At 68.3% G+C, this 12,820-nt stretch carries 11 protein-coding genes and 1 pseudogene; 4 read left to right on the top strand and 8 right to left on the bottom strand.

Going from position 1 to position 12,820, the window contains the following annotated elements; genetic code table 11:
• Positions 1-65: 65 nt before the first annotated feature.
• The 5 genes from OO67_RS39365 to OO67_RS24255 form a co-directional block, all read right to left on the bottom strand.
• On the bottom strand, positions 66-209 hold the full coding sequence (locus tag OO67_RS39365) for a hypothetical protein (RefSeq protein WP_157841721.1): 144 nt from the start codon (positions 207-209) through the stop codon (positions 66-68).
• Positions 210-354: 145 nt separating this feature from the next.
• Positions 355-1,860, bottom strand: a complete 1,506-nt coding sequence (locus tag OO67_RS24265) for a glycoside hydrolase family 43 protein (protein WP_033303445.1) — start codon at positions 1,858-1,860, stop codon at positions 355-357.
• Positions 1,861-1,914: 54 nt separating this feature from the next.
• Complete coding sequence (locus OO67_RS24260) at positions 1,915-2,688, bottom strand: alpha/beta hydrolase (RefSeq protein ID WP_157841720.1); 774 nt, start codon at positions 2,686-2,688, stop codon at positions 1,915-1,917.
• Between the two features lie 283 nt (positions 2,689-2,971).
• Entirely contained in the window at positions 2,972-3,832 is an 861-nt protein-coding gene (locus tag OO67_RS37030; RefSeq protein WP_157841719.1) for a response regulator transcription factor, read from the bottom strand.
• Between the two features lie 109 nt (positions 3,833-3,941).
• A complete protein-coding gene (locus OO67_RS24255) occupies positions 3,942-6,164 on the bottom strand; it encodes an MMPL family transporter (RefSeq protein WP_051709724.1) in 2,223 nt (740 codons plus the stop codon).
• A 407-nt stretch (positions 6,165-6,571) separates the two neighbouring features.
• Here OO67_RS24255 and OO67_RS24250 point away from each other — a divergent pair, with 407 nt between their 5' ends.
• Complete coding sequence (locus OO67_RS24250) at positions 6,572-7,786, top strand: sensor histidine kinase (RefSeq protein WP_051709721.1); 1,215 nt, start codon at positions 6,572-6,574, stop codon at positions 7,784-7,786.
• Positions 7,787-7,795: 9 nt separating this feature from the next.
• Here the strand turns inward: OO67_RS24250 and OO67_RS24245 are convergent, their stop codons facing one another.
• The 3 genes from OO67_RS24245 to OO67_RS24235 all read right to left on the bottom strand — a co-directional run bounded on the left by OO67_RS24245 (position 7,796) and on the right by OO67_RS24235 (position 11,013).
• Positions 7,796-8,470 carry a response regulator gene (locus tag OO67_RS24245; RefSeq protein ID WP_033303443.1) on the bottom strand — a complete coding sequence of 225 codons (675 nt, stop codon included), beginning with the start codon at positions 8,468-8,470 and terminating at the stop codon, positions 7,796-7,798.
• A 53-nt stretch (positions 8,471-8,523) separates the two neighbouring features.
• Entirely contained in the window at positions 8,524-9,381 is an 858-nt protein-coding gene (locus OO67_RS24240) for an SDR family NAD(P)-dependent oxidoreductase (protein WP_051709718.1), read from the bottom strand.
• 144 nt (positions 9,382-9,525) lie between these two features.
• Entirely contained in the window at positions 9,526-11,013 is a 1,488-nt protein-coding gene (locus tag OO67_RS24235) for a flavin-containing monooxygenase (RefSeq protein ID WP_033303442.1), read from the bottom strand.
• A 70-nt stretch (positions 11,014-11,083) separates the two neighbouring features.
• Here OO67_RS24235 and OO67_RS24230 point away from each other — a divergent pair, with 70 nt between their 5' ends.
• The 3 genes and pseudogenes from OO67_RS24230 to OO67_RS40670 form a co-directional block, all read left to right on the top strand.
• Complete coding sequence (locus tag OO67_RS24230) at positions 11,084-12,094, top strand: AraC family transcriptional regulator (RefSeq protein WP_033303577.1); 1,011 nt, start codon at positions 11,084-11,086, stop codon at positions 12,092-12,094.
• A 366-nt stretch (positions 12,095-12,460) separates the two neighbouring features.
• Positions 12,461-12,601, top strand: a complete 141-nt coding sequence (locus OO67_RS39360; protein WP_208861077.1) for a hypothetical protein — start codon at positions 12,461-12,463, stop codon at positions 12,599-12,601.
• A gap of 88 nt (positions 12,602-12,689) precedes the next feature.
• A pseudogene (locus tag OO67_RS40670) lies at positions 12,690-12,820 on the top strand (IS630 family transposase); the annotation flags it as partial.

The raw sequence follows: 12,820 nt of genomic DNA, 5'->3' as shown, positions 1-12,820 counted from the left end.
CGGCTCCCACGGCCATTCCGCGCGTGGTACGGGGGTGTCCGTGCGGTGCACATGTCTCCGGCCGTTCACCCACGCTTCAGCTCGACGGCGATCTGTGTCACGAAGCCGGCGGGAGGGCGCCAGGACAAGGTCGGCCGCTGGTCCGGCAGGACGGCAGCGCTGGTCTGTTCTCCGGCTGACAGGTGCGTGGGGCTGAGAGAAGTGCTCATCGGGAGCCTCGGATTCGTGCTGATAGCAGGCCGGCGGGTGCGTCCTGCACGGCGGCAGACGGAGAAGGAAGACAGCTGCGGTGCGTTGTTCGGGGAATGGCGAACGGCTGCATACGGAAACGGAGTTGAGCCAGGCGCATGCTTCTCAAGCGTTCGTGCTGACAGAGGAGAAGCCGCGGAACGTGACGGCGCCCTCGGTGCAGTAGAGCCCGAGGACCCGTCCGGTGAAGGAGAGGACCGCCTCGGCCGAGAGGTAACGGCCGTCGATCACGGCCACGGTGACGGCTGCGGATTCGTCGCCGACCGGAGCGGCAGTGAACGTCACGTGTTCGACCGGCTCCGCCAGCGAGCCCTGTCCCGCGTTCGGCATGGCTGTGACGTGCAGAATGATCGGTCCAGCGGGAAGATCGGCATGCCACTCCTGCTGGATTCCGGCCAACCGCGCGCGAGCGAGGAGGCGAACGCCTTGCGGCGTGGAACGCGCCTCGAGGTCGTAGTGATGGTGCTCGTCGAAGCGGAGACTGAGGCCGCCTGTGCCCCGCGATACGTCGGTCTCGACGGAGACCTTGGCCGTGAGACCGGTCTGGCGCCGGCCGAGGAAGGTGGGGTGCGGGTCATCGAGACCTTCACCGTCCGCGACGAGAACGAGGTCCCCGTTCTTGACGGACGCGACCTCGGAGGGGGTGCGCCGCACAGCCACCCACCCGTTGTCGAAGCTCTCCGCGGTGAACGCGTCGTGGAATTCGATCGTCTCCTGCCGCGCGTTCGGCGTCACGGGTTCGGCGACCGGCCAGCCGTCCACCCACTCCAGGCGTGTCGCGAAGGTTTCCCGGCCCAACGGAGAGAAGGCCGGCATCAGCCCAACAGGGCGCATTCCGAGGAGGACCATGCCGGTGCTGCCGTCGGGGAGTTCGACGATGTCACCGTGGCCGGTGTTCTGGATCGGCCGGTCGGTGCTGCGGGCACTGAGGAACGGATTCGACGGGCTCCCTTCGAAGGGGCCCTCGGGGGAGGTGGAGCGGGCGATGCTGACCGCGTGGCCTCGTTCTGTCCCGCCCTCGGCGATCAGCAAGTACCAGAAGCCCCCGCGCTGATAGAGGTGTGGTGCCTCCGGGTTCTTCAATCCGGTACCGGACCAGAGCGGCCGGGGTCCTTCGAGGACCGTCCCCGATGCGACATCCACCTGAACCTGCAGGATCGAGGGCCGGGTCTCCCCGTTCGCCTCCGAGGAGCCGCAGTAGGTGACGTATGCATTGCCGTGCTCGTCCCAAGCGAGGTCCGGGTCGATTCCTTGCAGGCCTTCGATCACCGTTCCGTCGCTCCACTCGCCGGCCGGATCGGCAGCGGTGAAGATCAGGCAGCCGCGGCCTCCCACCACGGTCACGATGACGTGGAAGAGACCGTCGTGGTGCCGGATGGTCGGCGCGAAGACACCGAACGGGGTCGGGACGTCGTAGATCTCGAGCTGCTCAGCGCGCGTCGCGACGTTTCCGATCTGCTCCCACGACTCGAAATCGGTGCTGTGATAGACCGGCAGACCCGGGAGGTATTCGAAGCTCGAGGTGACGAGGTAGTAGTCCTCGCCGACACGGACGACGCTGGGATCCGGGTTGAAGCCAGGAACGAGCGGGTTGAAGAGTTCGGTGCTCATGCGGTGGTTCTCCAGGTCGGGGGCGGGTCGTGAGGGCGGGATCTCGCTTCGTCGTCAGCGCGGGAGCAGGCCGGCCTCGATGAAGCCGCGTGCGCGGGCGTTGCACTGCCTGCCCTGTGCCAGGGGAACTGCGTTGAATCCGTGCGGAGCGCCGGGGAAGACATCGAGGCGGACATCGACGCCCTGATCCCGCATGCGGGATGCCACTCGACGCGAGTCGTCGAGGAGGAGGTCCCGTGTTCCGACGGCGATATAGGTACGCGGGAAACGTTCGAACGAACCGAACAGAGGCGAGACCGACGGGTCCTGCAGATCCCGTTCACGCGCGTACCAGTCGGCCGCCTGCTCGAGTTCCGAGCGTACGAGAACGTCGCGTCCTGCGTTGGCGGTGGAGGACGCCCCGCTGAGTGAGAGGTCCGCCCAGGGATGCACAGCGACAAGCGCCCTCGGCATGGCCAGACCTTCTGCGGCGGCGGCCTGGAGGAGAGTGAGGGCCAGCCCGCCACCGGCGGAGTCACCCATGACTGCCACACGCGCTGCGCCGACGGTCTCGAGGAGCGCACGGTAGACCGCCATGGCGTCGTCCTGCGCGGCGGGGTACGGATGTTCGGGGCTCAGCCGGTAACCGACACTGACGACGTCCGGACCACCGTCCTTCGCCACGGGTATCGACAGGACATGAGCGGTTCCGAGCATGTAGGCGCCGCCGTGGAAGGCGAGGACCGTACCTCGATCGCATCCGCCCGAGGAGAACCGCACCACGGGAACGCCGGCGATCCGCTCCTCCGCCGACTGGGTTCCTCGCGGCAGCCGAAACCTCGCGGCCATCCGGATCGACGCCTCACGGTGGGCGGCGATGTCGAAGGGCGCTCCTTCCCTGCGTCGCGCGCTTCTCGCCAGGGCTCCGGAGATGAGGCGTCCTAGAAGCCCCGCACGTCTCGGCCTCTCCGGAGGGCTCAACATGAGATCACCCCGGCGGTGTGGTGCTGTACGGGGTCGTCCGCCCGGGAGACCGCGAGTGCGGACTCGAGACGTGGCATCGTGCGCTCCTCGTTGATCGCTGTGACCACCGTTAAATTCTGCCTCTACTTAGAATTTAAGTACGGGAACGCTACCATGAAAATCGAAGCGTAGTGAGATGTTCGGAGGGGTCTCGTCGAGCTGCTTCATGTCCTGAGAGCAGGCGGTACGGAGGGACCTGTCCGGTGCGCTGCCCCGCTTCCACAGGGGTCCGGGCTCGGCCTGCACCAAGCCGGCCAGCGGCCCGGCCGGCGACCTTGGGGCTCTCCGGCCTGGACTGCGTGGATGGGCGATCCGCCCCTTCGGGACGCAGCGGTAGCCGTAGCTGTCGTGATAGCGGGGCGTTGAGGGCGAAGACGACGGCTTGGAGGCGATCCCGAGCGCCGATCTTGTGGAAGATGTGGCTGACGTGGGATTTCACGGTGGTGCGGGACAGGGAGAGCTGGGCGGCGATCTCGTCGTTGCTCCAACCTCGGGCGAGTGCGCCGATGACTTCGAGTTCCCTGTGTGTGAGCGATGCCAACCGCAGGTGCGGCTCAGGGGCCGTGACCGCCGCGGTGCGGACCGCTTCGATGACAGCTTTGACCACAGGCGAGGGCACGACCGCGCCCCCGGCGGCGGTCCTGCGTACGGCCGTCAGGAGTTCGTCCGCAGTGACAGTGGCAGGAAGCGTGCTGCTCGCCCCGGCGCGCAGTGCCCTGAAGCTGGACGCGTCATCGGTGAGCGTCAGTACGCGGACGCCCCGTGCGGCATCCAGCGCGCGTCGTATCAGGGGCCAGTGGCTGGGTTCGGTGTGCCAGACGATGACGTCAGGGCCGGTGCGCCCGCTGATCCGTACTGCTTCGGCAGGGGATGGTGCGTGGACAGAGGTCATGTCGCGCTCGTTGTCGACGAGGAGGCACAAAGCCCTGTTGCGTAGGGCCTGGTCGTCGACAACGAGCACTTCCAGCATGGCAGGGAGTTCTTTCTCGGGGCAGGCGCCGATGGTGGCCGTTCGACACCGGGTGGTGCAGGAGTGGCGAGGGGCGGCACCTCGGACGGGGCCACCCCTCGTACGTGTGTCAGTTGCATCCGCTGTACTCGTGAGCGGGTGTGCGGTCCGGCTTCCCATGCGTGTGCAGAGAGGGCGCGTGCTGCGCGAGCCTCTCTCCTTCGATGTCGACGTGGGGCAGGATGCGGTCGACCCAGGCGGGCAGGGACCAGGCCCGCCTGCCGAGGAGCGCCAACGCCGCGGGCACGATCGTCATGCGAACGATGAACGCGTCGAAGACAACAGCGATCGCCAGCGCGAAGCCCAGTGCCTTGAGCATCGGGTCATGGGACGGGACGAACCCGGCGAAGACGCAGATCATGATGAGGGCCGCAGCGGTGACGACAGTGGCGCTGTGCTTGAAGCCCGACTCGACGGCCGACCGGGCGTCGGCTCCGTGCACGTATGCCTCGCGTATACGGGTGACGAGGAACACTTGGTAGTCCATGGCCAGTCCGAAGACGATGCCGACCATGAGTATGGGCATCAAGCTCATGATGGGAGCGGTCTGCTCCAGGCCGATCAGGTCCTTCAGCCATCCCCACTGGAAGACCGCGACGAGAGCGCCCAGAGAGGCCAGCACGGAAAGCAGGAAGCCGAGGGCGGCCTTGACGGGCACCAGGACGGAGCGGAACACGAGGATCAGCACGAGGACGGCCAGGCCGACGACCAGGGCCAGGTAGGGCACGATCGCAGCGCTGAACTTGGCGGAGATGTCGATGTTGAGTGCCGTGGTTCCCGTCACCAGGGACCGGGCCCCGGTGTCCGAACCGACGGTGACGGCCAGTGAGCGGATGTCGTCGACGAGGTCCTTGGTGGCATCACTGCTCGGTGCACTCTTCGGGATGACGGTGATGACGGCGGTGTCACCGCGCTTGTTGAACACAGCCGGGGTCACCGCAGCCACATCCTGAAGATCCGCCAGGGACTTGCCCATCGTCTCGGCGCCGCTGCGGGCGACGGCCGGGGCCTGGTCGTCGACGGCCACCGTGAGCGGGCCGTTGAAACCGGGACCGAAGGACTCCGACAGCATGTCGTACGCCTTGCGCTGTGTGGAGGAGGCGGCCTTGGAGCCGTCGTCCGGCAGCCCCAGTTCCAGCTTCGCAGCGGGAAGGGCCACCACACCCAGGGCGATCACGCTCATGAGCAGCACCTTCGCCGGCTTGCGCAGGACGTAGGAGATCCACCGCTGCCCCAGCCCCGGCTTGGACGCCGGTGCGGCGCGCACGGTCTTCCCGCGCGCCTTGCCGCGGACCCGTTCGCCGGCGAAGCCCAGGAGCGCGGGGACCAGAGTGATGGCGACGAGGACCGCGACGACGACGGCCCCGGCGGCGGCCAGGCCCATCGTGGTGAGGACTGGCAGGTTCACGACGGCCAGGCCCGCGAGGGCGATGACCACCGTCAGTCCGGCGAAGACGACCGCGGAACCGGCTGTGCCGTTGGCGCGGGCAGCTGCCTCGCGGGCGTCGTAACCGTCCGCTCGCTCGGAGCGGTAGCGGGAGACGATGAACAGGGCGTAGTCGATGCCGACGGCGAGACCCAGCATCGTGGCCAGGGCCGGTGTGCTGCTCGAGAGGTCGAGCGGGGCGCTGAGCGCGGTGATGGCGGCGATGCTCACGCCCACGCCGACCAGCGCGGTGAGCAGGGGCAGGCCGGCGGCGGCCAGGGAGCCGAAGGTGATGAGAAGGATGACCGCGGCCAGGGCGAAGCCGATGACCTCGGCCGCGTGGCTCTGGGCGGGGGCGGACAGCGCATTGCCCGAAGCCTCCACTGTCAGCCCCTGGTCACGGCCCGACTCGAGAGCTTCGTCCAGACCGGTGTGGTCACTGTCGGTCAGGTCCGCGTCCTTGGCGGTGTAGGTGACCTGCGCGTAGGCCGTGGTGTCGTCCGCGCTGACCGACTTCGCCGTGAAGGGGTCGCTGACCTGGCCGATACGTGAGGAGGAGTTCTTCACCGCGGTCAGCGTCGCTTCGAGAGCGGCTTCGTTCTCGGCGCTGCTGATCGTCTCCCCCTCGGGAGCACGCATGACGACGCGGGCAGTGGCGACCTCGGTATCGGCCGCCGGGAACTTCTTGCCCAGCAGGTCGTTGGCCCGCTGGGCTTCTGTGCCGGGCAGCGTGATGCTGGAGCCGGCGGGGCCGGAGCTGCCCGCGGCGGCGGCGCCTACTACGCCCAGAACGAGCGCCCAGAGAAGTACGACCGGCCAGCGCCGCGTGAACGCGGCCTTGCCGATCCTGTGCAGGAAAGTGGCCATGAGGGTGTGGGGACTCTCTCTCTGTTTCGTCGGTGCGGATGGGAAGCCGAACGGGAGGGTTCAGGTGGAGGCAGGTGAGCACGGACAGTGCTTCGCCGCCGGTGAGGCGTGAACAGTTGTCCTGCCCGTGCCGCCCGTAGTGACGGCGACGCACCACGACTCGTCCCGAGCGCCGCTTCCCGAAGGGAGTGGACGGCGCCGGGGAAACGACCGGTGCGCACTCCGGGGCCCGGGCCTCGGCGCGCCGGTCGGCAGCCCGGCCCCAGGTGGGATGCAGACCGCCTGATCACCATGATTCCGCCGGGTCGGCCCGTGCGGCGTCGGTCGCTGGTACCAGACGCACCCCGCCGTGTCGGTCATTCGGCCGACATGGGGACCTCGTCAGGAGAGCTTCTAGGCTGAGAGGTGTGGACTGGAACTTCCCGCGAATCCCGGCTTACAGCCGGCTCATCAAGATCAGCAGCCTGGTCGCCTTCACACTCACCTGGCTCGCCGACCTCAGCGCGCTCCGCGTGAGCCCCGACCGGTTCGGGTCCCCCACCACCTGGCTGCCCGTGCTGGTCACGGGCCCGCTGATCGTCCTGGCCGTCCTCTCCACCTTCCGGTCACCCGTACTGGCCAAACGAGTCATCGGCGTCGTCACGCTCTCCCTCGCGGTGACCGCCTGGAGCCTGTTCGATCGGCCTGACCTGGCGTGGTGGGGGGCGCTGGAGACCTGCGGGCTGCTGTTCCTCGTCATCCGCACCACAGCCCACGGCTGGCGACCGGCCACCGCGGCTGCCTACACCACCGTCCTGGGAGCGGCGGTCCTCGCACTGCCGCTGCGCACCGAGTCATGGTCCACCTTCGGCGCCGGCGGCTACGTCCTGACCGTGGCCCTGGCCGTATCCGTCGCCGTCGGCTGCGCTGTCCGCGCCCTGGAGTTCCGCCGGGAACGCGCCGTGCACGACGTACGCCAGGCAGAGCGGCTGGCCCTCGCCCGAGACCTGCACGACCTGATCGCCCACCACATGACCGGCATCATCGTCCAGGCCAACGCCGGACTGACGATCCAGGCGACCGCACCCGACAAAGTGGCATCCATCTTGCGCAACATCGTCCTGGCCGGCACCGAAACACTGGAGTCGACGCGTCGTCTGGTGTACGTGCTGCGAGAGGACGACCATGCCGCCCTGCGCCCGGGCGACCTGCTCATCGAACTGGCCGACCTCGTCTCCGCCCACTCTGCCGCAGGCAGCGACGACACCCCCGCACAACTGGACGTCACCGCCGCAGCTCGCGCCGCCCGGCTCAGTCCCGAAGCCGAACTCTCGGCGCAGCGATTGGTGCGGGAAGCGCTCACCAACGTCCGTCGTCACGCGCCCGGCGCCCGGACCACGGTCCGTCTCGACGTGGACACCGCCTGGCTGTATGTGACAGTCACCAACACCGCGCCCTCCGGCAAGGCCGCGCACACCGGTGGGCGCGGCGGCTTCGGCCTGCTGGGACTACGGGAACGCGTCGAGGCCCTTGACGGAAGCCTCCGCGCGGGCCCAGTCCCCCACGGAGGCTGGCAGGTGGAAGCCGCCCTGCCTCTGGCACCCGTCGCCGGCCCTCCGGGCGACCAGCCGTCACCCGGGTAGAACCGGCCCTCACCTGCCCGGCCGCACCGCGCCGTGCTCCCAGGCCCATGCCGCGACCTCCACCCGATTGCGTACGCCGAGCTTGGCCTGGACCCGCGCCAGATAGGTCTTCACCGTCGACAGGGACAAGGACAACGCGTCACAGATCTCGTGATTCGTACGCCCCACTGCCACCAGGCGCACGATATCCATCTCACGTTCGCTGAGTCCGGCAGCCGCCTCGCTCGTCGACTCCGGGGCCCACTCCACCCTCTCCATGTGCTTCAGCAGGCGTACCGTCACGGCTGGTGACACCAGTGAGTCCCCACGGGCAGCCGCCTGCACCGCCTCCACCAGCAGAGCCGGCGACGCGTCCTTCAGCAGGAAGCCGCACGCACCGTTACGCAGTCCGGTCCGTACGTAGTCGTCCTGATCGAAGGTGGTGATCAACACGACGTTCATCGGGTCGGCCACCCCCGGCCCGGCAAGCTGACGCACCACCTCCAGCCCGTCCAACCGCGGCATTCGGATATCGGCCAGCACCACGTGCGGGCGCAGCCGGCGCGCCACCTCGATGCACTCCACGCCGTCAGCTGCTTCCCCGACCACGGTGATGCCTGGCTGCGCTCCCAGGATCAGGCTGAAGCCCGCCCGCACCATCTGCTGGTCGTCGGCGATCACCACATCAATCCGCGCGTCTGCCACGACCCGTTCCTACCACAGAGGCCCCACGCACCCGGATCACCGGTACCAGGGGGTCACGAGTGGGCTGTGGCACGGGGAGTGGCGGGGTGCCGGCGCTTCATCACGCTCCAGTAGGACGCGGGGAAGGCCCGGGCCAGCAGGTCGGGAACGATCGCCGACCAGGCGATCAGCACCCGGGGCCGGCGGCGCTCGATGCCGGAGAGGATCTGTTCCGCGGCCTTGTCGGCGGGATAGGTCAAGAGGTTGGTGAAGGCTGCCTTGCCGTGCCGGGCGTCGTCGGTGCCGACGCGCGAGGCAGTCCGTGCGGTCTCGGCGATGCGGGTGCGGATGCCGCCGGGATGCACGGTGGTCACGCCGACCTGCCGGTCGGCCAGTTCGTGCCGCAGGGCGTCGCTGAAGCCCCGCAGGGCGTACTTGCTGGATGCGTAGGCGGACTGGCCGGGCGGCGCGATCAGGCCGAACAGGCTGGAGATGTTGACGATGTGGCTGCCCGGTGACTGGCGCAGCCTGGGCAGCAGGAGTCGGGTGAGGGCGACGGGAGCGTGAAAGTTGATCCGCATGACCCAGTCGAACTCGTCGGCCGACAACTCCTCGAACAGACCGTGCATGGCGACACCGGCATTGTTGATGAGGGCCGTGATGCGCGGGTGAGCGTCGAGGATCTGCTCAGCTGCCGCATCGAGGGCCGTCCGGTCGGCCAGGTCCAGGACGACGGTACGGGTGTTCAGACCGGGGTAGCGGTCGTGAATGGCGGTGGCGACGGCGTCGAGGCGTTCGGCATCACGGTCGATGAGGACCAGATGGCTGCCGCGGGCGGCCAGACCATGGGCGAGGTGCTCGCCCATGCCGCTGGCGGCTCCGGTGAGTACGACGGTTCCATCAGCGAAGCGGTAGGGCGCGAGCGTGGGCATGAGTGTCCTTCGACGGGCGGTGGTCGGGTTCTGTCGACCGGCCGGGCTGTGGCCTGGGCGGTCAGGTAGGTCGGCCGCCATACTCCGTGCGACCGGAAGTCATCGGGACTCCCGGACCGGCGGAGGCTGGGCGGGCGCGGTCGCTTACGGGCGCGGGCTGACGCGCAGGTCGCGGCGAAGGTCGGCGCGCATTCCGCTGAGGATGTCCAGGAGATAGTTCTGGCGCATGAGCCACGGGCTGCGGTCGCCTTGGCGAGGGAAGGCGTCGATGGATCGCTGGACGTAGCCGGCGGTCAGCTCCAGCAGCGGCCGCTCTGCCAGTGGCTGGTCCGGCTCCGGCACGGCGGTGGCCAGCCCGTGACGGTCCATGTGGTTGAGGACTTTGCAGACGAGGCGGTGGCTGAGGTCGGCGCGCAATGTCCACGAGGCGTTGGTGTAGCCGATGCACACGGCGAAGTTGGGCACACCGGTGATCATCGCTCCGCGCCACACGAACTGCTCGGAGAGCCTGACCGGGCGGCCGTCGACGTGTGGGGTGATGCCGCCGAAGGCGAGCAGCTTCAGACCGGTGGCGGTGACCACCACGTCGGCGTCCAGGACACGGCCGGACCGCAGACGGATACCTTCGGGCACGAAGGTGTCGATGTGGTCGGTGACCACTTCGGCCTGCCCCTTCTTGACCGTCACGAACAGGTCAGCGTCAGGAACGGCGCACAACCTCTGGTCCCACGGGTCGTAGCGGGGAGTGAAATGCTCTGCGACCGCCTCCTTGTCCTCGAGGATGCGAGTGGTCAGGCCGGTGAGGAGTTTGCGGGCTCTCTGCGGCTGACGCCGGCAGAACTGGTAGAAGCCGATGCTGAAAGCGATGTTCTTGCCGCGTATCAGGCGGTGTGCCGCCCGAGCGGGCAACACCTTCCGGAGTCGGTCGGCGATCCTGTCCCGGCCGGGGACACTGCTGATCCACGTCGGCGAGCGCTGCAGCATCGTTACGTGCTCCGCCTGCTCGGCCATGGCTGGTACCAGCGTCACAGCGGTGGCTCCGGAGCCTATGACAACCACGCGCTTGCCCGTGTAGTCGAGGTCTTCGGGCCAGAACTGTGGGTGCACCACCGTGCCGTCGAACGAGTCGGTGCCGGGGAAGTCGGGAGAGTGGCCACTGTCGTAGTCGTAGTAGCCCGCGCAGGAGTAGAGAAAGTTGCAGGTGAGGGTGCGGCGTGTGGCGCAGCCGTCCGCACCGCCCTCCTCGATCGTCACGGTCCACCGGGCCGAGATCGTCGACCAGTCGACTGCCAACACCTTGGTGCTGAAACGTATGTGCTGGTCTATGCCGTGCTCGTGCGCGGTCTGCTCGATGTAGCGGCGGATGGAATCGCCGTCCGCGAGAGACTTTCCCTCGCGCCAGGGACGAAAGACGTAGCCGAGGGTGTACATGTCGGAGTCCGAGCGGACTCCTGGATAGCGAAACAGGTCCCAGGTGCCGCCCACCGCGGCCCGCGCCTCCAGCACCGCATAGCTGCGTCCGGGGCATCGGGTCTGCAGCCGGTACGCGGCACCGATGCCGGAAAGGCCCGCTCCCACGATCACCACATCCAGGTGTTCGTCGGCTGGTTCGTCAGCTCCGTGAGGCTTCATGCCTCGAGTCTCGGTGCAGCGGGCGCCCCAGAACTTGATCTCAGGCGACACATGTTTGATCCTGGGCGACATGCCGCAGATCAGATCAGCGGGACTGCGCGGATTCCGCGCCACCGTGGCCGAACTCGGCGGAGACGCAGACTCCTACGCCCGCCTGGCCGGCTTGTCCACCGCAGCCCTCGACAGCGACGACCTGCTCGTCCCCGACGACGCGGTCGCCCGGATTCTGGAGATCGCGTCTCAGGGAACCGCCTGTCCCGATCTGGGACTGCGTATCGCCGCTCGCCAGGACCTGGGCATGCTCGGCGCCTTGGCGTTGGCCATCCAGCATTCACCCACGGTCGGTGACGCTCTGGAATGCACCTCCCGCTATCTGCTCGTCCACGCCCAGGCACTCAGCCTCACACTCGAAACGGACCCCTACGGCGCGCATGGCGTCTCCGCCCTGACCTACGGCCTGCCTCCCGGACTTCCCGAACCACGGCAGGGCACAGACCTGGCACTGGGCTTCCTGCACCGCGCCATCATCTTCCTCGTCGGCCCCTACGGCCTGCGCAGCGTGGAACTTCCCGACCGCCCGGTCGCGCCCCTCGGGGTCTACGAAGCGTTCTTCGGCGCACCCGTCCGAACCGGCCGACCCGCCCCGGCCCTGCGTCTCCCCAGCAGCCTCGCCTCACGCCGCCTCGACGGCCGTGACGCCCGACTGCGAGATCTCGCCCTGGCCTTTCTGGCGGAACAGGCGCCGCAGGCGGAGAACGACATAGTTCAACGGGTACGCGCCACCCTCACCCAGACCCTGGGCACCGCACAAGCGAGAATCGGCACCGTCGCCGACCTGCTCAATCTGCACCCTCGCACGCTGCAACGTCACCTGCGCAGGAAGGGCACGCACTTCGTCGAGGTCCTGGACGACGTACGCCGCGAAGCCGTCAGCCGGTACCTGACCTCCACCGATATCCCCATGAACCAGGTGGCCGGCTTGGTGGGGCTCTCGGAACAGGCCGCCCTGACCCACTGTTGCCACCGTTGGTGGGGCACCACCCCAACAGACATACGCCGCAAGCGGAGCAGCGCCGTTTGACGGGGGCGCTTCGTCGGCGATGGGGCGGCCGAGGTCGGGGAGCGTGCTCACAGTCGATCAGCGGTTTGCGACCGGCAGCCTGCTGCGGTGCGACGCGTCGCCGGTCACGGCACGCCGGTCCCTGGACGCAAAAGTGGCCGGCACCCTCAAGGGCTGGCGTCGGAGCAGGTGTGCCTCGACTTCGCGGAGCCGCTGGTCAAGGCGGGGCAGGTGGATGGAGCAATCGTCGTTCTCACCCCGCATCTGGACCGGAGTGGATGCTGTCGTTCTGGTCGAGCTGACCGAGGGGCAGAACCGGGACGAGCGGGTTCTTGAACAGTTCGCACCCAAGGCCGAGCGGGCCCGTGGCGCCCGCGGTGAGGAACGATGTACTCTCGAGCGAGTAATGCGCAGGACCTTGAGGTCCGGGTCCTGGAACGCGCGGGCCGCGTCGACGAGGCCATCCGGGCCCTCGGGGCAGACATAGTCGCCGGTCGTTTCCTGGTCGGGAACACGCTCACCACCTAGTGCCGGATCAGGCAACGTTTGCCCTGTTGTGATGTGACGCACCGTCCGGGTGCTGTGCCGGGCGGGGTGTGTCGGTCACTCTGTCCGGGTGGCGATACGAGTGCAGGTCCGTGTGATTGATGATGACGAGGGGCGGCGGCTGCTGCGGATCATCCGCAGGGGCACCGGGTCGGTGGTGACCTGGCGACGGGCCCAGATGGTGCTGCTGTCCGCGCAGGG

It is taken from the genome of Streptomyces atroolivaceus (genome assembly GCF_000717025.1).
Lineage (GTDB): Bacteria > Actinomycetota > Actinomycetes > Streptomycetales > Streptomycetaceae > Streptomyces > Streptomyces atroolivaceus.
The sequence above is the reverse complement of the archived record's forward strand: the minus strand, read 5'-3'. Positions and strand labels throughout refer to the sequence as shown.